Raw genomic sequence first — 19,056 nt, 5'->3', positions numbered from 1 at the left:
TTGAAATGGCAGCTAAAGACGTAAAATTCGGTAATGACGCTCGCGTAAAAATGCTGCGCGGCGTGAACGTACTGGCAGATGCAGTAAAAGTTACCCTGGGCCCGAAAGGCCGTAACGTGGTTCTGGATAAATCTTTTGGTGCACCGACCATCACGAAAGATGGCGTGTCCGTAGCGCGTGAGATCGAACTGGAAGACAAGTTCGAAAACATGGGCGCGCAGATGGTGAAAGAAGTTGCCTCTAAAGCGAACGACGCAGCAGGCGACGGTACCACCACCGCAACCGTACTGGCGCAGTCAATCATCACCGAGGGCCTGAAAGCTGTGGCTGCGGGTATGAACCCGATGGATCTGAAGCGCGGTATCGACCAGGCCGTTGTTGCAGCGGTTGAGCAGCTGAAAGCGCTCTCTGTTCCTTGCTCAGACTCTAAAGCTATCGCTCAGGTCGGCACCATTTCCGCTAACTCCGATGAGAGCGTCGGCACCCTGATCGCCCAGGCGATGGAAAAAGTGGGTAAAGAAGGCGTTATCACCGTTGAAGAAGGCACCGGTCTGCAGGACGAGCTGGACGTGGTTGAAGGTATGCAGTTCGATCGCGGCTACCTCTCTCCGTACTTCATCAACAAGCCGGAAACGGGCGCAGTTGAGCTGGAATCACCGTTCATCCTGCTGGCTGACAAAAAAATCTCCAACATCCGCGAAATGCTGCCGGTGCTGGAAGCCGTTGCTAAAGCAGGCAAACCGCTGCTGATCGTTGCTGAAGACGTTGAAGGCGAAGCGCTGGCAACGCTGGTGGTCAACACCATGCGCGGCATCGTGAAAGTTGCTGCGGTGAAAGCGCCGGGCTTCGGCGACCGTCGTAAAGCGATGCTGCAGGATATCGCTATCCTGACCGGCGGTACCGTTATCTCTGAAGAGATCGGTATGGAGCTGGAAAAAGCGGCGCTGGAAGATCTGGGCCAGGCAAAACGCGTGGTTATCAACAAAGACACCACCACCATCATCGATGGCGTGGGTGAAGAGGCGACGATTCAGGGCCGTGTAACCCAGATTCGTCAGCAGATCGAAGAAGCAACCTCTGACTACGACAAAGAAAAACTGCAGGAGCGTGTAGCGAAACTGGCAGGCGGCGTGGCCGTTCTGAAAGTAGGCGCAGCAACTGAAGTTGAAATGAAAGAGAAGAAAGCCCGCGTTGAAGATGCCCTGCACGCAACCCGTGCTGCGGTAGAGGAAGGCGTGGTAGCGGGTGGCGGCGTGGCGCTGGTTCGCGTTGCAGCACAGCTGGCCGATCTGCGTGGTCAGAACGAAGATCAGAACGTCGGTATCAAAGTTGCGCTGCGCGCAATGGAAGCACCGCTGCGTCAGATCGTCTCTAACGCCGGCGAAGAGCCGTCTGTTGTCGCTAACAACGTGAAAGCGGGCGACGGTAACTACGGTTACAACGCGCAGACTGAAGAGTACGGCAACATGATCGACTTCGGTATCCTGGACCCAACCAAAGTGACCCGTTCTGCCCTGCAGTACGCGGCCTCTGTTGCTGGTCTGATGATCACTACCGAATGCATGGTGACCGACCTGCCGAAAAGCGACGCGCCTGACTTAGGTGCTGGCGCTGGCGGCATGGGTGGCATGGGCGGTATGGGCGGCATGATGTAATTGCCCTGACGCTTTTGCTCTCTGAAAACCCCCGATCGGAAACGGTCGGGGGTTTTTCTTTTGCGGATGAAAAGGGTATAAGTAAGGGCGCAAACCTTCGGCTTTGCGGGCTCAGGGCAATGAATGTTCAGAAAAAAGAGATACTTTTCTGCTACGCTGCCGCCCGATACTGATGATAATAAATGGGGATTACAATGCGGATTAACCTCTTGCTCGGACTGGCAGTCAGTACCTTGTTGCTGGCGGGATGCAGCAGCTCTCACCAGCTGAGCGCTGGCGGCGAACGTGTCACCTTCACCGATCAACAACCGGGCAGCGAATGTCAGCTGCTGGGTAATGTCACCGGTTCACAGAGTAACTGGCTGAGCGGTTCCGGCGGCGAGGGCAGCTCGCTGCGCGGCGCAGCTAACGATCTGCGCAACCGCGCAGCGGAAATGGGCGGCAATGTGATTTACGGCGCCACCAGCCCGACGCAAAACCTGTGGTCCGCTTTCGCGCCTCTGGACAGCAAAATGAACGGGCAGGTCTACAAGTGCCCGGCGAAAGCCTGATCGCGTTCGCCATCCTGTAGAAAACGGCCGGTTTTAACCGGCCGTTAATTTTTGCGCGCGCAAAGCAGGCGCGCTACGCCTGACGCAGCTGCAGGTCGAGCGGTGTCTTGCTCGGCTCGCCGCCAATCTCTCGCGCCAGCTTTGGCACCATATAGCCGGACACCTTTGTCAGCAGCGTGCGCACCAGCGCGCGCGCCTCGTCGTCAGAGACGTAAAAGTGCGCCGCGCCTTGCACCTTATCGAGAACGTGCAGGTAGTAGGGCAGAATGCCCGCGTCGAACAGCGCGTTGCTGAGATCGGCGAGCGCCTGGGCGTCGTTATTGACGCCGCGCAGCAGCACGCTCTGGTTTAGCAGCGTCACGCCGGCGCGCTTCAGCTGCTGCATCGCCGCCGCCAGCGACGCATCGATCTCCTGCGCATGGTTAATATGCGTCACCATCAAAACCTGCAGGCGCGTCTCCGCCAGCATTCGGCACAGTTCATCGGTGATGCGCGCCGGAATAACCACCGGCAGGCGGCTATGGATACGCAGACGCTTCAGATGCGGTATAGCTGCCAGCGCCTCAATCAGCCACGCCAGCTCATGATCTTTCGCCATCAGCGGATCGCCGCCGGAGAAGATAATTTCATCCAGCTCGGGATGAGCGGCGATATAGTCGATAGCCCCCTGCCAGCTGCGCTTGTTGCCGGGATTATCCTGATAGGGGAAGTGGCGACGGAAGCAGTAGCGGCAGTTGACCGCGCAGCCGCCTTTGACCAGCAGCAGGGCGCGGTTTCTGTATTTATGCAATAAGCCCGGTACGACGCTGCTCTGTTCGTCGAGCGGATCGGCGCTGTAGCCCGGCGCCTGGACAAACTCTTCGCGCTGGGTAAGCACCTGAAGCAGCAGAGGATCCTGCGCGTCACCCGGCTTCATGCGGGCGATAAAGGCGCGCGGCACGCGCAGCGCAAAAAGCTGGCGGGCGTCGCGGCCAGCGGCCAGTTCCGCATGCCCTTCAAGGCCTAAAAGACGTAGTAATTCATCAGGTTCGGTGACAACATCAGCAAGTTGCTGCAACCAATCTTCTCTGGAAGGGGTTTTTAGGGTTACAATGTGTGCCATTTTTTTGGCTATTACCAGTTCAATATTTACAGAGGGCCTTTATGGCGACTTATCTTAGCAACGATTTTCGTTCCGGTCTTAAAATCATGTTCGAAGGCGAGCCTTACGCCATCGAATCCAGTGAATTCGTTAAGCCAGGTAAAGGCCAGGCATTCGCACGCGTAAAAATGCGTCGTCTGCTGACCGGCACGCGCGTTGAGAAAACCTTCAAGTCTACCGACTCAGCTGAAGGCGCGGACGTTATTGATATGACGCTGCAGTACTCTTATAACGACGGCGACTTCTTCTACTTTATGCACCCGGAAACCTTCGAGCAGTATCAGGTTGAATCGAAAGTGCTGGAAGATGTGCAGAAGTGGCTGCAGGACAACGCAGAGTGTATCGTCACCCTGTGGAACAACAAAGCTATCGCCGTACAGGCGCCGAACTTTATCGAAGCTGAAGTCATTGAAACCGATCCGGGCCTGAAAGGCGATACCGCTGGCACCGGCGGCAAGCCTGCTAAACTGGCGACCGGCGCCGTGGTTAAAGTGCCGCTGTTCGTCCAGATCGGCGAAGTGGTTAAAGTCGATACCCGCTCCGGCGAATACGTTTCACGCGTAAAATAAGTGCGAAGGCGCATCCCGGGATGCGCCTTTTTCCTGTGTGAGTAAAGAAGAATGAAAAAACAGCTACTGCTTTTCACTCTTGCGCTGCTGGCCTGTTCAGCGCTCAGCGCCTGCAATACCTTTCATGGCTTCGGCGAAGATGTTTCCCACCTTGGCGGCGCTATTTCGCGCGCGGCAAAATAGTCCTGTCCGATAACCTTTTTTCGGTGTGTTTCAGTACGTTTGGCCATAAGCAGTCTATGCTTAAAGCGCTGTACTTGACTGCAACCACAAAAAGGATATTGCCATGTTAAAGAAAAGTATTGTTGCGATTTTCTCAGTGCTGGTGCTCTCTTCTCTGCTGTCCGCCTGCAACACCACGCGAGGTGTCGGCGAGGATGTAGAAGCGGGCGGCCAGGCTATTCAGCGTACTGCGCAGTAATTTCTTCAAGCCGGTACGATCTCGTCGTACCGGTTATTTCTGCCTGACCCAAATCAGCTCTTCCACCGGGAAACCGGCCTGCCGCGCCTGATCCACCAGCTTTTGCTTCACGCCCTCATCCAGCTGCGGCGTGCGCGACAATATCCACAGGTAGTGACGATTCGGACCGCATACCAGCGCATAGCGGTACTCCTTGTCCAGCGCGATAACATTGTAGCCGCCGTAGAAAGGCCCGAAGAAAGAGACTTTCAGCGCGGCGCGCTGCGGATCGCCGGTAAAGTACGCCTTGCCTACGCTCTCCTGCCATTTCTGCTTCTGCGGCTTGTAGCCGCGGTTAATGACCTTCAGACCACCGTCGTCGCGCGGGCTGTAGGTCGCCGTAACCTGTTCCAGGCCGCGCTCAAAGCGGTGATCGAGGCGCGCGATCTCATACCAGGTGCCGAGATAGCGCTGGCTGTCGAACCCTTCGACGACGGTAACGTTTTTTGGGGGCGTAGTAGAGCAGGCTACTGACAGCATTGAACCGAGGCCTGCGATAAAGGTTTTCCATGGAGACATAAACGATTCCTTTTTGATTGAACAGATTAAGTATAGGTGCCGCTGCGATCTTTCTCTGGTATCGGACGGCTGATTGTCTGCCGGATGCAATACAGGTAGACTTCCACCCCTTATTTTATAAGGAGTCATCAACATGAGCGAAACGGCAAGCTGGCAGCCGAGCGCACCTATTGCCAATTTGTTGAAACGAGCGGCTATCCTTGCGGAAATCCGACGTTTCTTTGCCGATCGCGGCGTGCTGGAGGTGGATACGCCGGCGATGAGCCAGGCAACCGTCACTGATATCCATCTGGTGCCCTTCCAGACGCGCTTTGTCGGTCCCGGCGCAACGCAGGGACGCGATCTCTGGCTGATGACCAGCCCGGAATACCATATGAAGCGCCTGCTGGCGGCAGGCAGCGGACCGATCTATCAGATGGGGCGCTGTTTCCGCAATGAAGAGGCGGGGCGTCACCATAATCCTGAATTCACCATGCTGGAGTGGTATCGCCCGCACTACGATATGTACCGCCTGATGAACGAGGTTGACGATTTGCTGCAGCAGGTGCTGGAGTGCGACAGCGCGGAATCGCTCTCTTATCAGCAGGCGTTTATTCGCCATCTCGATCTCGACCCGCTGTCAGCCGATAAGGCGCAGCTGCGCGAAGCGGCGGAGAAGCTGGGCGAAGGCGAGCTGGCGAACCGCGAAGAAGATCGCGATACCCTGCTGATGCTGCTGTTTATGCTGGGCGTGGAGCCGAAGATCGGCATTGATAAGCCGACCTTCGTCTATCATTTTCCTGCCAGCCAGGCGGCGCTGGCCGAGATCAGCACCGAGGATCACCGCGTCGCGGAGCGTTTCGAGGTCTACTACAAAGGCGTGGAGCTGGCGAACGGCTTCCGCGAGCTGACCGACAGCCGCGAACAGCGTCAGCGCTTCGAGCAGGATAACCGTCGACGCGCGGCGCGCGGGCTGCCTCAGCATCCGGTCGATACTTATCTGCTGGATGCGCTGGCGCACGGCATGCCAGCCTGTTCCGGCGTGGCGCTGGGCGTGGATCGTTTGATTATGCTGGCGCTGAAGGCGGATTCCCTGAGTGAGGTTATCGCGTTTCCGGTGGATCGCAGCTAAACAAGCTAGCGGGACGCTTTGCTCTTCGGTTCCCGCTACCCGCGTTTTAATGCCGTTGCGGCCGGAAAGACGCTCGGTTAATTCCCGCTGTCGGGAAACTCCTGAATGGTCACCGGCAGCGTCAGCTTCCGATCGTTGCGCAGCACCTCGACTTTAATCACTGAGCCTGGGCGGATCTCCGCGACCTGGTCCATGGTCTCCTGCGCGGAGATGGCCGGTTTGCCGTTCACGCTCAGCAGCACGTCGTTGACCTGCACGCCCGCTTTCTCCGCCGGACCGTCCGGCGTCACCACGCTGACGATAATGCCCTGAACGTGATCGATGCCGCTGCCCTGATTGTGCAGGGCGGGCAGCTCGCGCCCGGTGATGCCGATATAGCCGCGGATAACGCGGCCGTCGCGGATCAGCTTGTCCATAATCTTGCTCGCCAGCGCGGTAGGGATGGCAAAGCCAATGCCTTCCGGCGTCTCGCCGTCGTTGCTTTTATCAAAGGTCAGGGTATTGATGCCCATCAGCTCGCCCAGCGAGTTAATCAGCGCGCCGCCGGAGTTGCCCTGATTGATAGAGGCGTCGGTTTGCAGGAAGTTCTGGCGTCCCGAGGAGCTGAGGCCGACGCGGCCCGTGGCGCTGATAATGCCCTGCGTGACGGTTTGCCCCAGGTTATAGGGATTGCCGATTGCCATCACCACGTCGCCAATATGCGGCACGCGGTGCGGGTTAATCGGGATCACCGGCAGGCTGGAGGCGGTGATCTTCAGCACCGCCAGATCGGTCATGGCGTCAGAGCCGACCAGGTTGGCCTCAAAAAAGCGGCCATCCTGCAGCGCGACGATAATCTGATCGGCGTTATTAATAACGTGCTTGTTGGTCAGGATATAACCTTTGGCGTTCATGATCACGCCGGAGCCCAGCGTAGTAATGCCGCGGTTGTTATTGCCGTGGGCGCTGCGGTTGTAGACGTTGACCACGGCAGGCACGGCGCGGCGGACGCCGGCGTTAAAGCTGAAGGGCGTTTCGTCTTCGCTGTCTTCATGGTTAAGAAGGGCGCTGGTGCCGCCCATGCGCAGTGCGGGCAGCGCCGCAAGCAAAATGCCCGCGACAATCAGGCCCAACACCACTGAACGCAAAAGTTTAGGAAACATGGTGTTAACTTATGCCAGGGGGAGATCGCAGGGCAGAATAGCACGAGAAAGGCGAACAAACACGCGCTTGTGTTGTTCGCCTGTAGCAGGAATTAACGCAGCAGCAGGTAGATAGACTCGTCGCCGCGCACCACGTTCAGCGCCAGCACCGGCGGTTTGCCCTCCAGCACTTTGCGCATCTCGGCAAGGCTGGTGACGCGCGTGCGGTTCACGCCAACAATCACGTCATCTTTTTGTAGCCCGACCTGCTCAGCCGGCGTGCCTTTTTCGATGCTGTCGATCTTCACGCCCTTGTCGCCGGTTTTGGTCGCGCCGTCGCTCAGCATCGCGCCCTGCAGCGCAGGCGACATCAGCTGCGCGCTGGCGGTGGTCTGAGCGCTTTGCTCCAGCGTCACCTCTACCGACAGCGGTTTGCCGTCGCGCAGCAGGCCGAGCTTCACTTTCTCGCCCGGCGCGGTGGTGCCCACTTTTACGCGCAGTTCGGCGAAGCTGGTGATCGGCTTGTCATTAATCGAGGTGATGATATCCCCTGACTTAACGCCCGCTTTCTGTGCGGCGGACTGCGGCAGCACTTCCGAAACGAAGGCGCCGCGCTGTGCATCGACATTAAACGCCTTGGCGATATCCGCCGTCATCTCGGTGCCCTTGATGCCGAGCTGGCCGCGCTTCACTTCGCCATATTTGATCAGCTGCTGCGCCAGGTTCATCGCCATGTCGCTCGGGATCGCAAAGCCGATGCCGATATTGCCGCCGCTCGACGCCAGAATCGCGGTGTTGATACCGATCAGCTCGCCGTTGAGATTGACCAGCGCGCCGCCGGAGTTGCCGCGGTTAATCGCGGCGTCGGTCTGAATAAAGTTTTCCAGCCCTTCCAGATTAAGTCCGCTGCGGCCCAGCGCCGAGATAATGCCGGAGGTGGCGGTCTGGCCCAGCCCGAACGGGTTGCCGATCGCCACGGCGAAATCGCCAACTTTCAGCTGATCGGAGTCGGCGATCTTCACCTGCGTCAAATTCTTCGCGCCTTCTACCTGAATCAGCGCGATATCGGTCTGTTCGTCATGACCAATCAGCTTCGCATCATATTCGCTGCCGTCACCCAGCTGCACGCTGATCTTGTCCGCGCCGTTGACCACGTGGTTGTTGGTGAGGATGTAGCCCTTAGCCGCGTCGATAATTACGCCGGAGCCCAGCCCCTCGAACGGCTGCGCCTGATCGCCGCCCGGCCCCTGACCGAAGAAGCGCTTCAACGGCTCGGGAATATCCTGCGCCTGGCTGGCGGTTTCCGTACCTTCAACATGAACGCTGACCACCGCCGGCAACACTTTTTCCAGCATCGGTGCCAGGCTGGGCAGCGGCTGGCCCTGAATCTGCGCGGGCAGGGTCGCCATCGCCGCAGGCGTTGCGGCCAGGCTCATTCCGATACTCAAGGCTAATGCGCTTAACAGACGTGCTTGTTTTTTCATTGCTACAACGCTCTCGCTGCGAATAGTGGGGGGAGTAAACGTATGTGACAGCTGATTCAGGGTCTGGGTTCGCAAAAATGCGGGGCGCAACCGGGTTACGCCCCAATAAGATTAGTCGCGCGCAGCGCGTTCGCCGCGCAGCAGGCCTGACGCGCCTTCGGAATAGTCGCGCGGGATCTGAACCGGTGCCTGATCGTTATCCGCTTCCGCTTCCGTCAGCTGATAGGCAAAGGGGTTTTTCTCGCCCGGCAGGTTCGGCAGCAGATCGTTCGATCCTTTTGCCATATGCTGATAAAGCTGGCGGTAGTCGCGCGCCATGTTATCCAGCAGCTCGGCGCTCTGTGCAAAGTGGTTAGTCAGCTCTTCGCGGTAGTCCGCCAGCTCTGCTTTGGATTTCTCCAGCTCATACTGCATGCTGCGCTGTTCGCGCAGTTTTTTGTTACCGAAACGCATGGCAACCGCGCCGACAATAATGCCAATGACTAAACCAATTAACCCGTATTCCCAGGTCATAATGACTCCCATGTAATTTCCGTTGTTTGTAGGGCATCCACCATTTCAATAGTAGTCACTATACCCGTTAATCTTATGGATGTGGAACTCTGAGGCGGCATGCCTTAGTGTAGGGCGGCCTTTTTTTCGTCAACCGAACTGTGAATAAGACCTTTTCAGGGATTCTGAGAGAACCATGCAAACCTTATCTCCGCTTGCGCGCTATGAGCAGGCGCTGTCGCAGGGCGACTTTAAACCCGATGATGTACAACGCGATGCAATTACCCGACTGGACGCCGTTCAGCGGGCCTTACTTGCACGCCAGCCCGAGCAGCCCGCCAGCGGCAAAGGATTGTTCGGCCGCCTGTCCAGACTGATGGGCAAAGAGAAAACCGACGCGCAGGCGCCGGTGCGTGGCCTCTATATGTGGGGCGGCGTAGGACGCGGTAAAACCTGGGTCATGGATCTGTTTTTTCAGTCTATTCCTGGCAACCGCAAACTGCGTCTGCACTTTCACCGATTTATGCTGCGCGTGCATGAAGAGCTGACGCAGCTGCAGGGGCAGAGCGACCCGCTGCTGATCATTGCCGACCGCTTTAAAGCCGAAACGGACATTCTCTGCTTCGACGAATTTTTCGTCTCCGACATTACCGACGCTATGCTGCTCGGCACGCTGATGGAGGCGCTCTTCGCGCGCGGCATTACGCTGGTAGCGACCTCAAACATTCCGCCGGACGAGCTCTATCGCAACGGCCTGCAGCGCGCGCGCTTTCTGCCGGCGATTGAGCAGATCAAACAGCACTGCGACGTGATGAACGTCGATGCTGGCATCGACTACCGCCTGCGCACGCTGACCTCGGCGCACCTGTGGAACGCGCCGCTGAACGAGGCGACCCACGCCGAGATGGAGCGTATGTTTAAGGCGCTGGCGGGCAGCGCGCGCGACGACGCGCCGGTGCTGGAGATTAACCATCGCCAGATGGCGACGCTGGGCGTCAGCGAAGGGGTGCTGGCGATCGATTTCCTGACGCTGTGCGGAGAAGGGCGCAGCCAGCATGACTATATCGAGCTGTCGCGCCGTTTTCACAGCGTGCTGCTCTACGACGTGCCGGTGATGATCTATAAAACCGAGGATCAGGCGCGGCGCTTCCTCGCGCTGGTGGATGAGTTCTACGAGCGTCACGTCAAGCTGGTGGTCGCGGCGGAAACCTCGCTGTTCGAAATCTATCAGGGCACGCGGCTGAAATTTGAGTATCAGCGCTGCCTGTCGCGTCTGCAGGAAATGCAGAGCGAGGAGTATTTGCGCCTGCCGCATCTGCCCTGAGAGGGCGCAAGAAAAAGATCAAATAGGGTTCGATTTTTGCAATCGACTTCTCTATAATCTTGCGACCCCACGTTACAGCAACTGGATTTATTTCCCGAATCCGTTGTGCTCCGGTAACTCTATCCGAAGGGGTAGGCTTGCTGGTCAAAATGGTCGTGTGAGCCTCAACCGTTTACTTAAGCGTTTGGGTTTTCACCAACGTGTAACTTAATTTGGGTAAGCTTTTCGATGAAAACTTTTACAGCTAAACCAGAAACCGTACAGCGTGACTGGTATGTTGTTGACGCAACTGGCAAAACCTTGGGTCGCCTGGCGACTGAACTGGCGCGCCGTCTGCGTGGTAAGCATAAAGCGGAATATACTCCGCACGTTGATACCGGTGATTACATCATCGTTCTGAACGCTGACAAAGTCGCCGTTACCGGCAACAAGCGTACTGACAAGATTTACTATCACCACACTGGCCACATCGGTGGTATCAAACAGGCGACCTTTGAAGAGATGATTGCTCGCCGTCCTGAGCGTGTGATTGAAATCGCGGTTAAAGGCATGCTGCCGAAGGGCCCGCTGGGCCGTGCAATGTTCCGTAAGCTGAAAGTTTACGCGGGCAACGAGCACACCCATGCGGCACAGCAACCGCAAGTTCTTGACATTTAATCGGGATTACAGGCAATGGCTGAAACTCAAAACTACGGCACTGGTCGCCGCAAAAGCTCCACCGCTCGCGTATTTATCAAGCCGGGCAGTGGCAACATCGTTATCAACCAACGTTCTCTGGAACAGTATTTCGGTCGCGAAACTGCCCGCATGGTAGTTCGTCAGCCGCTGGAGCTGCTGGACCTGGTTGGTAAATTCGATCTGTACGTCACCGTTAAAGGTGGTGGTATTTCTGGTCAGGCAGGTGCGATCCGTCACGGCATCACCCGCGCTCTGATGGAGTACGACGAATCTCTGCGTGCTGAACTGCGTAAAGCGGGCTTCGTTACCCGTGACGCGCGTCAGGTTGAACGTAAGAAAGTCGGTCTGCGTAAAGCACGCCGTCGTCCGCAGTTCTCCAAGCGTTAATTGTTTGCGGCTTCGGCTGCTGCGATTGGCACAAAAAACCCGCTTCGGCGGGTTTTTTATTTTCTACCCCGTTGCGTCAAAAAACGCGTAAAACCCCTGCGCTGCTCGCAAATTCCCCGCAAATCTCGAATCCTCGCCCACAAGCTGCCCAAAATCTGGTAAACTCTGTGTCACTTTGCGCCCATAAGTCGGCGTGTGATGTCGGTCAACCCTCAGGATGTCGGAAAGACAGATCTTACGCGGGCTGTGAGCGAACGATTGAGCAGGTGAGTCGCCGTGTGGTTGGCTATTCGCAGTAACTTTTTGTGAACAAACTTGGAGGTTTTCATGGCTGTCGCTGCCAACAAACGTTCGGTAATGACGCTGTTTTCCGGTCCTACTGACATTTTCAGCCATCAGGTACGCATCGTACTGGCTGAAAAAGGCGTTAGTGTAGAGATCGAGCAGGTCGAAATGGATAACCTGCCGCAGGATCTGATTGACCTCAACCCGTATCGCACTGTGCCGACGCTGGTAGATCGCGAACTGACGCTGTATGAATCGCGTATCATCATGGAGTACCTGGACGAGCGCTTCCCGCATCCGCCGCTGATGCCGGTCTACCCGGTTGCGCGCGGCGAAAGCCGTCTGATGATGCACCGCGTCGAGCAGGACTGGTATAGCCTGATGCACATCATTGAAAAAAGCAGCGGTCAGGAAGCGGAAGCCGCGCGCAAGCAGCTGCGCGAAGAGCTGCTGGCAATTGCGCCGCTGTTCGCCCGCACCCCGTTCTTTATGAGCGAAGAGTTTAGCCTGGTAGACTGCTACCTGGCACCGCTGCTGTGGCGTCTGCCGTCAATGGGCATCGATCTGGCTGGCGCCGGTTCGAAAGAGCTGAAAGGCTACATGAATCGCGTATTTGAGCGTGACTCTTTCCTCGCTTCACTGACGGAAGCGGAACGTGAAATGCGCCTGCAAGCCCGGGGCTAACCTATGGAAATGTCGCAACTCTCAGCCCGCCGTCCTTACCTGCTGCGCGCCTTTTACGACTGGTTGCTCGACAACCAGCTAACGCCGCATCTGGTGGTCGACATCAATCTGGAAGGGGTTCAGGTGCCGCTGGAATACGCGCGCGATGGACAGATTGTGCTGAACATTGCGCCGCGTGCGGTGGGTAATCTGGAGCTGGGCAATGACGAAGTGCGCTTCAACGCGCGTTTCGGCGGCGTGCCGCGCCAGGTCTCGGTGCCGATGGCTGCGATTCTGGCGATCTACGCGCGGGAAAACGGCGCGGGCACCATGTTTGAGCCGGAGCCGGCCTACGAGCTGGGCGTGCAGGACGCTGAAGAGGCGCCGGTCGATCCTGTTATGTCAGTGATCGATGGTGACCGCCCGGACGACGCTCCTGAAGAGGATCCCTCGCCGGATGACGATCCGCCGCCGCGCGGCAATCGCCCGTCGCTGCGCGTGGTGAAATAGAGCATAAAAAAAGCCGGCTGCGATAGCCGGCTTTTTTGTCGCTGCGTGAACCTTACACTTCCAGATAGTCCATGATGCCTTCGGCGGCTTTGCGCCCTTCGGCAATCGCCGTTACCACCAGATCCGAACCGCGCACCGCATCGCCGCCGGCGAAGATTTTCGGGTTGCTGGTCTGGAAGGCGCTTTCAGCCTGTTCCGGCGCGATAATGCGTCCCTGACCGTCCAGCTCTACGCTGAAGTCGGCCAGCCACTCCATTTTGTGCGGACGGAAGCCAAACGCCATAACGACCGCGTCTGCGGGCAGTACATGCTCGGAGCCGGCCACGATCTCCGCGCGGCGACGTCCTGCCGCATCCGGCTGGCCCATCTCGGTGCGCGCCACTTTTACGCCGCTGACGCGACCGCTGGCGTTGATTTCGATGCCCAGCGGCTGCACGTTAAACTGAAACTCTACGCCCTCTTCACGCGCGTTTTTCACCTCGCGTTTTGAACCTGGCATGTTGGCTTCGTCGCGGCGATAGGCGCAGGTGACGTGCGTCGCACCCTGACGGATAGAGGTGCGTACGCAGTCCATCGCGGTATCGCCACCGCCCAGCACCACCACGCGCTTGCCTTCCATATTTATGTAGGGCTGATCGTCCTGCTGCGCAAAGCCCATGGTGTGTTTGGTATTGGCGATCAGGAACGGCAGCGCGTCATAGACGCCCGGCGCATCCTCGTTCTCCAGCCCGCCGCGCATCGACTGATAGGTGCCGACGCCGAGGAAGACCGCGTCATAGGCATTCACCAGGTCGCTCATCTGCACGTCGCGGCCCACTTCCGTATTCAGCTGGAACTCAATGCCCATTTCGGTAAAGAGCTCGCGGCGTTTGATCATCACCTCTTTTTCCAGTTTGAACGACGGAATGCCGAAGGTCAGCAGGCCGCCGATTTCTGGATGGCGATCGTAAACCACCGCTTTAACGCCGTTGCGCGTCAGCACGTCCGCACAGGCGAGGCCCGCCGGACCCGCGCCGATAATCGCCACGCGCTTGCCGGTCGGTTTAACGTGCGACATATCTGGCCGCCAGCCCATCTCCATCGCTTTATCGTTGATGTAGCGCTCGATATTGCCGATGGTGACCGCGCCGAACTCATCGTTCAGGGTGCAGGAACCTTCGCACAGACGGTCCTGCGGACAGACGCGTCCGCAGACTTCCGGCAGGCTGTTGGTCTGATGCGACAGCTCCGCCGCTTCAATAATGCGGCCTTCGTTCGCCAGCTTCAGCCAGTTAGGGATGTAGTTGTGAACCGGACACTTCCACTCGCAGTAAGGGTTACCGCAGGAGAGACAGCGATCGGCCTGCGCCTTCACCTGGCTGTCAGAAAAGGGCTCATAAATTTCTACAAACTCAATTTTACGAATTTTCAGCGGCTTCTTTGGCGGATCAACGCGCTGCAGGTCGATAAATTGATAGACGTTTTGACTCATCGTAACCTCTTACGGCTATCCTGCCCGGCGCACCGGGCAGGACGAACTATTACTGTGCCTGCACGCGCAGCTCGGCTGCGGAACGACTGCGGTGACCCAGCAACGCTTTAACGTCGCTGGACTTCGGTTTAACCAGCGCGAAGCGCGACGACCAGAGCGGCCAGTTGGCGAGGATCTCTTCGCCACGGCTGGAGCCGGTGTGCTGCACATGCTCGGTGATCAGACCGCGCAGGTGCTCTTCATGGATCGCCAGCTCGTCGACGTTGAGCACTTCTACCAGCTCCGGGTTGACGCGCTTGCGGAACTCACCGTCTTCATCCAGCACGTAGGCGAAGCCGCCCGTCATGCCAGCGCCGAAGTTAACGCCGGTGCGGCCCAGCACGCAGACGATGCCGCCGGTCATATATTCACATCCGTTGTCGCCGATCCCCTCGACTACCGTGATCGCGCCCGAGTTGCGCACCGCGAAACGCTCGCCCGCGCGGCCTGCGGCGAACAGCTTGCCGCCCGTCGCGCCATAAAGGCAGGTGTTGCCCGCAATGGTCGCCTCATGGCTACGGAACGCGGAGCCTACCGGCGGACGAATCGCCAGCATGCCGCCCGCCATTCCCTTGCCGACGTAGTCGTTGGCGTCGCCGGTCAGCGTCAGTTCGACGCCGCCTGCGTTCCACACGCCGAAGCTCTGACCGGCGGTGCCGGAAAAGTGCGCGCGGATCGGATCTGCCGCCAGGCCCTGATCGCCGTGGATCGCCGCGATAGCACCAGAGAGCGTCGCGCCTACGGAGCGGTCGGTGTTGCGAATATCAAAGAAGAACGTCTTGCTCTGTCTCGCTTCCACAAACGGCATCGCCTGGTCATGCAGCGCTTTATTCAGCTCGCCCTTGTCGAAAGGCGGGTTGCTGCCTTCGGTGCAGTGCAGCGCTTTGCCCGGCATCGGCGTCGCGGTTTTCAGCAGCGACGAGAGATCCAGGTTCTGCTGCTTGGCGGTGAAGCCATCCAGCTCTTTCAGCAGATCGGTGCGGCCGATAAGGTCAGTCAGACGCTTCACGCCCAGGCTGGCCATCAGCTCGCGGGTTTCGCGCGCGATAAATTCAAAGTAGTTAGTTACCTTGAAGGGCAGGCCGTGATAGTGGTTCTTACGCAGCTTGTCGTCCTGGGTCGCTACGCCAGTTGCGCAGTTGTTCAGGTGACAGATACGCAGATATTTACAGCCCAGCGCCACCATCGGCCCGGTGCCGAAGCCGAAGCTCTCTGCGCCGAGGATCGCCGCTTTAATAATGTCGAGGCCGGTTTTCAGGCCGCCGTCGACCTGTAGACGGATCTTGTGGCGCAGACCGTTGGAGACCAGCGCCTGCTGGGTTTCCACCAGGCCAAGCTCCCACGGGCAGCCCGCATATTTCACCGAGCTTAACGGGCTGGCGCCGGTGCCGCCGTCATAGCCGGCGATGGTGATCAGGTCGGCATAGGCTTTCGCCACGCCGGTGGCGATGGTGCCAACGCCTGGCTCCGAGACCAGCTTCACCGAAATCATCGCTTTGGGGTTAACCTGCTTCAGGTCGAAAATCAGCTGCGCCAGATCTTCAATCGAGTAGATATCGTGATGCGGCGGCGGCGAAATCAGCGTGACGCCCGGCACCGAGTAGCGCAGCTTCGCGATGTAGGGCGTGACTTTGTCGCCCGGCAGCTGACCGCCTTCGCCTGGCTTCGCGCCCTGCGCCACTTTAATCTGGATCACGTCGGCGTTGGCCAGGTAGGCTGGCGTGACGCCGAAGCGGCCCGAGGCGACCTGTTTGATACGCGACACTTTACTGGTGCCGTAGCGCGCCGGATCTTCGCCGCCTTCGCCGGAGTTAGAGTAGCCGCCGAGGGAGTTCATCGCTTCGGCCAGCGCCTCATGCGCCTCCGGGCTGAGCGCGCCGATAGACATCGCTGCGGTATCAAAGCGTTTAAACAGCTCGCTGGCCGGCTCGACGTCGTCGATATGCACTGCGCCGGTGCCAGGCTGCAGCGCCAGCAGATCGCGCAGCGTCGCGACCGGACGCTCGTTTACCAGCTTCGCATAGGCCTGATAGTCGCTGTATTCGCCGCTTTCTACGGCGCGTTGCAGCGTCCCCACCACGTCCGGGTTATAGGCGTGATACTCGCCGCCGTAGACATACTTCAGCAGGCCGCCCTGATCCAGCGGCTTGCGCTGCAGCCAGGCACGCTTCGCCAGGTTGGTCAGATCCTGCTGGAAGTCGGCGAAGCTGGCGCCGCTGATGCGGCTGACCACGCCCTGGAAGCAGAGGCTGGATACATCCGCATGCAGGCCCACCGCTTCAAACAGTTTCGAGCAGCGATAGGAGGCGATGGTCGAGATGCCCATTTTGGACATGATCTTATACAGGCCTTTATTGATGCCGTTACGGTAGTTCAGCATCACGGCGCGGTAATCTTTTTCGATAACGTTGCTGTCGACCATCTTCGCCAGCGATTCATAGGCCAGGTAAGGATAAATCGCGGTCGCGCCAAAGCCGAGCAGGACGGCGAAGTGGTGCGGATCGCGCGCGCTGGCGGTCTCAACGATAATGTTGGCGTCGCAGCGCAGGCTTTTCTCTACCAGACGCGTCTGCACCGCGCCGACGATCATCGGTGCCGGAACCGGCAGGCGGTTTTCGGCGATGGCGCGATCGGAGAGCACCAGCAGCACGGTGCCGTTGCGCACCATACGCTCCGCCTCGTCGCACAGCGCGTGCACTGCCTGTTCCAGGGTCTGCGTCGCCGGGTCGAAGGTGCAGTCGAGCGTATCGGCGCGATAGTATTCACCTTCCAGAGTGGTCAGCTGATTAAAGTCAGACCAGAGCAGGATAGGGGACTTAAAGCTGACGCGATGCGCCTGGCCTTCCGCTTCGCAGAAGACATTCATCTCGCGACCGATGCTGGTGGCCAGCGACATAACGTGATTTTCGCGCAGCGGATCGATCGGCGGGTTGGTGACCTGCGCGAACTGCTGGCGGAAATAGTCATAAATAATGCGCGGGCGGCTGGAGAGCACGGCAAACGGCGTGTCGTCGCCCATCGAGCCGACCGCTTCCTGGCCGTTCTCGCCCAGTACGCGAATAATGGTATCAAGCTCTTCGCTGCTGTAGCCGAACTGCTTCTGGTAAGTTGCCAGCAGCGGATCGTTCAGCTCGCGGCTGCCGACCTGGTTATCAGGCAGATCTTCGAACGGTACCAGACGCTTAACGTTTTTCTCCATCCACTCTTTGTAGGGATGGCGGCTCTTGAGATCGTGGTCAGTTTCCGCCGAATGGAGAATGCGGCCGATGCGGGTGTCGATTACCATCAGCTCGCCTGGGCCGACGCGGCCTTTTTCCACCACTTCGTCTGGCTGATAATCCCAGATGCCCACTTCTGAGGCGCAGGTGATCAGCTTGTCTTTGGTGATGACGTAGCGCGCCGGACGCAGACCGTTACGGTCAAGGTTACAGGCGGCGTAGCGGCCGTCGGACATTACAATGCCCGCCGGGCCATCCCACGGCTCCATATGCATGGAGTTAAAGTCGAAGAAGGCGCGCAGCTCTGGATCCATATCCGGGTTGTTCTGCCAGGCGGGCGGCACCAGCAGGCGCATCGCGCGCACCAGGTCCATGCCGCCGTTCAGGAACAGCTCCAGCATGTTGTCCATCGAGCTGGAGTCGGAGCCGGTTTCATTGACGAACGGCCCGGCGTTCTGCAGATCGGGGATCAGCGGCGTGTTGAATTTGTAGGCGCGGGCGCGCGCCCATTGACGGTTACCGGCAATGGTGTTGATTTCGCCGTTATGTGCCATATAGCGGAACGGCTGCGCCAGCGGCCAGCGCGGCACGGTGTTGGTGGAGAAGCGCTGGTGGAACAGGCAGATAGCCGATTCCAGACGCAGGTCCGCCAGATCGAGATAGAAGCGCGGCAGGTCAGCCGGCATACACAGGCCTTTATAGATATTGACCTGGTTTGAGAAGCTGCAAATGTAGAACGCTTTATCGTCGGTCTGCTCAATGCGCTTTTCCGCACGGCGACGCGCCATATAAAGGCGACGCTCCATATCGCGCGGACGCCAGCCGGCCGGGGCGTTAATAAACAGCTGCTGAATGCGCGGCATAGAGGAGAGGGCAATCTCTCCCAGCACGTCCTGATTGACCGGCACGTCGCGCCAGCCGACCACAGAGAGGGTTTCACGGACCACTTCCTCTTCCACAATGCGGCGGCTCGCCTGAGCCTCTTCCTCATCATGGCTGAGGAACAGCATGCCTACGGCGTAATTTTTTGCCAGGCGCCAGCCCTTCTCCTCCGCGACAACGCGGAAGAAGCGGTCAGGTTTTTGTAATAACAGACCACAGCCGTCGCCGGTCTTGCCGTCGGCAAGGATCGCGCCACGGTGTTGCATACGGGCCAGCGCGTGGATTGCGGTACGCACTACCTTATGGCTAGGTTCGCCTTCTATATGGGCGATGAGGCCGAAACCACAGTTATCCTTTTCAAGGGATTTGTCATACAACATTTCAGTGAACCTCCCCAGGCTCTGTGGATTCCCTTTGGTCGGGCTACGGGCGCAGAAAGTGCTAAGCGACAGGCTGGCGCGCATCGTGCGCTGCACTCCTGTGTCGCCCCATCTGT

General features: G+C 58.5%; 18 protein-coding genes. 11 read left to right on the top strand and 7 right to left on the bottom strand.

The window, feature by feature from the left end; genetic code table 11:
* Nucleotides 1-5: 5 nt before the first annotated feature.
* Together groL and LB453_RS20050 are read left to right on the top strand one after the other, a co-directional pair.
* Nucleotides 6-1,655 carry a chaperonin GroEL gene (groL, locus tag LB453_RS20055; RefSeq protein ID WP_103793737.1) on the top strand — a complete coding sequence of 550 codons (1,650 nt, stop codon included), beginning with the start codon at nucleotides 6-8 and terminating at the stop codon, nucleotides 1,653-1,655.
* Between the two features lie 194 nt (nucleotides 1,656-1,849).
* Nucleotides 1,850-2,206: a DUF4156 domain-containing protein gene (locus tag LB453_RS20050; protein ID WP_103793738.1), complete on the top strand. Its 357-nt coding sequence runs from the start codon at nucleotides 1,850-1,852 to the stop codon at nucleotides 2,204-2,206.
* A gap of 73 nt (nucleotides 2,207-2,279) precedes the next feature.
* On the opposite strand, the gene epmB is transcribed toward LB453_RS20050, so the two are convergent.
* A complete protein-coding gene (gene epmB / locus LB453_RS20045) occupies nucleotides 2,280-3,308 on the bottom strand; it encodes an EF-P beta-lysylation protein EpmB (protein ID WP_103793739.1) in 1,029 nt (342 codons plus the stop codon).
* A 41-nt stretch (nucleotides 3,309-3,349) separates the two neighbouring features.
* Here epmB and efp point away from each other — a divergent pair, with 41 nt between their 5' ends.
* From efp to LB453_RS20030, 3 genes are all read left to right on the top strand, one after another.
* Entirely contained in the window at nucleotides 3,350-3,916 is a 567-nt protein-coding gene (gene efp / locus LB453_RS20040; protein ID WP_033793280.1) for an elongation factor P, read from the top strand.
* Nucleotides 3,917-3,967: 51 nt separating this feature from the next.
* A complete protein-coding gene (locus LB453_RS20035) occupies nucleotides 3,968-4,099 on the top strand; it encodes an entericidin A/B family lipoprotein (protein WP_103793740.1) in 132 nt (43 codons plus the stop codon).
* Nucleotides 4,100-4,202: 103 nt separating this feature from the next.
* Nucleotides 4,203-4,337, top strand: a complete 135-nt coding sequence (locus LB453_RS20030) for an entericidin A/B family lipoprotein (protein ID WP_033749247.1) — start codon at nucleotides 4,203-4,205, stop codon at nucleotides 4,335-4,337.
* Between the two features lie 33 nt (nucleotides 4,338-4,370).
* Here LB453_RS20030 and LB453_RS20025 read toward each other — a convergent pair whose 3' ends face one another.
* A complete protein-coding gene (locus LB453_RS20025; RefSeq protein ID WP_103793741.1) occupies nucleotides 4,371-4,895 on the bottom strand; it encodes a lipocalin family protein in 525 nt (174 codons plus the stop codon).
* A gap of 133 nt (nucleotides 4,896-5,028) precedes the next feature.
* Here LB453_RS20025 and epmA point away from each other — a divergent pair, with 133 nt between their 5' ends.
* A complete protein-coding gene (gene epmA, locus LB453_RS20020) occupies nucleotides 5,029-6,006 on the top strand; it encodes an elongation factor P--(R)-beta-lysine ligase (RefSeq protein ID WP_103793742.1) in 978 nt (325 codons plus the stop codon).
* 77 nt (nucleotides 6,007-6,083) lie between these two features.
* Here the strand turns inward: epmA and degS are convergent, their stop codons facing one another.
* From degS to zapG, 3 genes are all read right to left on the bottom strand, one after another.
* The gene (degS, locus tag LB453_RS20015) at nucleotides 6,084-7,148 is read right to left on the bottom strand and encodes an outer membrane-stress sensor serine endopeptidase DegS (RefSeq protein WP_103793743.1); all 1,065 of its coding nucleotides are present in this window, start codon (nucleotides 7,146-7,148) and stop codon (nucleotides 6,084-6,086) included.
* A 92-nt stretch (nucleotides 7,149-7,240) separates the two neighbouring features.
* A complete protein-coding gene (gene degQ / locus LB453_RS20010) occupies nucleotides 7,241-8,611 on the bottom strand; it encodes a serine endoprotease DegQ (protein ID WP_103793744.1) in 1,371 nt (456 codons plus the stop codon).
* A 111-nt stretch (nucleotides 8,612-8,722) separates the two neighbouring features.
* Entirely contained in the window at nucleotides 8,723-9,124 is a 402-nt protein-coding gene (gene zapG / locus LB453_RS20005; RefSeq protein ID WP_033749631.1) for a Z-ring associated protein ZapG, read from the bottom strand.
* 175 nt (nucleotides 9,125-9,299) lie between these two features.
* Between zapG and zapE the strand changes: the two genes are divergently transcribed.
* The 5 genes from zapE (at nucleotide 9,300) to sspB (ending at nucleotide 12,950) form a co-directional block, all read left to right on the top strand.
* Nucleotides 9,300-10,427 carry a cell division protein ZapE gene (zapE, locus tag LB453_RS20000; protein ID WP_103793745.1) on the top strand — a complete coding sequence of 376 codons (1,128 nt, stop codon included), beginning with the start codon at nucleotides 9,300-9,302 and terminating at the stop codon, nucleotides 10,425-10,427.
* 228 nt (nucleotides 10,428-10,655) lie between these two features.
* On the top strand, nucleotides 10,656-11,084 hold the full coding sequence (gene rplM / locus LB453_RS19995; RefSeq protein WP_033793286.1) for a 50S ribosomal protein L13: 429 nt from the start codon (nucleotides 10,656-10,658) through the stop codon (nucleotides 11,082-11,084).
* A gap of 15 nt (nucleotides 11,085-11,099) precedes the next feature.
* The gene (gene rpsI, locus LB453_RS19990) at nucleotides 11,100-11,492 is read left to right on the top strand and encodes a 30S ribosomal protein S9 (protein ID WP_031375459.1); all 393 of its coding nucleotides are present in this window, start codon (nucleotides 11,100-11,102) and stop codon (nucleotides 11,490-11,492) included.
* A gap of 327 nt (nucleotides 11,493-11,819) precedes the next feature.
* Entirely contained in the window at nucleotides 11,820-12,461 is a 642-nt protein-coding gene (sspA, locus tag LB453_RS19985) for a stringent starvation protein SspA (protein ID WP_033793297.1), read from the top strand.
* A gap of 3 nt (nucleotides 12,462-12,464) precedes the next feature.
* Nucleotides 12,465-12,950 carry a ClpXP protease specificity-enhancing factor gene (gene sspB, locus LB453_RS19980; protein WP_103793746.1) on the top strand — a complete coding sequence of 162 codons (486 nt, stop codon included), beginning with the start codon at nucleotides 12,465-12,467 and terminating at the stop codon, nucleotides 12,948-12,950.
* A 52-nt stretch (nucleotides 12,951-13,002) separates the two neighbouring features.
* Here sspB and LB453_RS19975 read toward each other — a convergent pair whose 3' ends face one another.
* On the bottom strand, nucleotides 13,003-14,421 hold the full coding sequence (locus tag LB453_RS19975; protein WP_103793747.1) for a glutamate synthase small subunit: 1,419 nt from the start codon (nucleotides 14,419-14,421) through the stop codon (nucleotides 13,003-13,005).
* A 49-nt stretch (nucleotides 14,422-14,470) separates the two neighbouring features.
* Nucleotides 14,471-18,940 carry a glutamate synthase large subunit gene (gltB, locus tag LB453_RS19970; protein WP_103793748.1) on the bottom strand — a complete coding sequence of 1,490 codons (4,470 nt, stop codon included), beginning with the start codon at nucleotides 18,938-18,940 and terminating at the stop codon, nucleotides 14,471-14,473.
* Nucleotides 18,941-19,056 lie beyond the last annotated feature (116 nt).

It is taken from the genome of Pantoea agglomerans, assembly GCF_020149765.1.
Lineage (GTDB): Bacteria > Pseudomonadota > Gammaproteobacteria > Enterobacterales > Enterobacteriaceae > Pantoea > Pantoea alvi.
Note: the sequence above shows the minus strand (reverse complement) of the source record. Positions and strands in the feature narration are given on the sequence as shown.

Excerpts from the sequence above, each read along its gene's own strand:
- groL (WP_103793737.1), top strand. The coding sequence starts at position 6 with ATGGCAGCTAAAGACGTAAAATTCGGTAATGACGCTCGCGTAAAAATG.
- LB453_RS20050 (WP_103793738.1), top strand. The coding sequence starts at position 1,850 with ATGCGGATTAACCTCTTGCTCGGACTGGCAGTCAGTACCTTGTTGCTG.
- epmB (WP_103793739.1), bottom strand. The coding sequence starts at position 3,308 with ATGGCACACATTGTAACCCTAAAAACCCCTTCCAGAGAAGATTGGTTG.
- efp (WP_033793280.1), top strand. The coding sequence starts at position 3,350 with ATGGCGACTTATCTTAGCAACGATTTTCGTTCCGGTCTTAAAATCATG.
- LB453_RS20035 (WP_103793740.1), top strand. The coding sequence starts at position 3,968 with ATGAAAAAACAGCTACTGCTTTTCACTCTTGCGCTGCTGGCCTGTTCA.
- LB453_RS20030 (WP_033749247.1), top strand. The coding sequence starts at position 4,203 with ATGTTAAAGAAAAGTATTGTTGCGATTTTCTCAGTGCTGGTGCTCTCT.
- LB453_RS20025 (WP_103793741.1), bottom strand. The coding sequence starts at position 4,895 with ATGTCTCCATGGAAAACCTTTATCGCAGGCCTCGGTTCAATGCTGTCA.
- epmA (WP_103793742.1), top strand. The coding sequence starts at position 5,029 with ATGAGCGAAACGGCAAGCTGGCAGCCGAGCGCACCTATTGCCAATTTG.
- degS (WP_103793743.1), bottom strand. The coding sequence starts at position 7,148 with ATGTTTCCTAAACTTTTGCGTTCAGTGGTGTTGGGCCTGATTGTCGCG.
- degQ (WP_103793744.1), bottom strand. The coding sequence starts at position 8,611 with ATGAAAAAACAAGCACGTCTGTTAAGCGCATTAGCCTTGAGTATCGGA.
- zapG (WP_033749631.1), bottom strand. The coding sequence starts at position 9,124 with ATGACCTGGGAATACGGGTTAATTGGTTTAGTCATTGGCATTATTGTC.
- zapE (WP_103793745.1), top strand. The coding sequence starts at position 9,300 with ATGCAAACCTTATCTCCGCTTGCGCGCTATGAGCAGGCGCTGTCGCAG.
- rplM (WP_033793286.1), top strand. The coding sequence starts at position 10,656 with ATGAAAACTTTTACAGCTAAACCAGAAACCGTACAGCGTGACTGGTAT.
- rpsI (WP_031375459.1), top strand. The coding sequence starts at position 11,100 with ATGGCTGAAACTCAAAACTACGGCACTGGTCGCCGCAAAAGCTCCACC.
- sspA (WP_033793297.1), top strand. The coding sequence starts at position 11,820 with ATGGCTGTCGCTGCCAACAAACGTTCGGTAATGACGCTGTTTTCCGGT.
- sspB (WP_103793746.1), top strand. The coding sequence starts at position 12,465 with ATGGAAATGTCGCAACTCTCAGCCCGCCGTCCTTACCTGCTGCGCGCC.
- LB453_RS19975 (WP_103793747.1), bottom strand. The coding sequence starts at position 14,421 with ATGAGTCAAAACGTCTATCAATTTATCGACCTGCAGCGCGTTGATCCG.
- gltB (WP_103793748.1), bottom strand. The coding sequence starts at position 18,940 with ATGTTGTATGACAAATCCCTTGAAAAGGATAACTGTGGTTTCGGCCTC.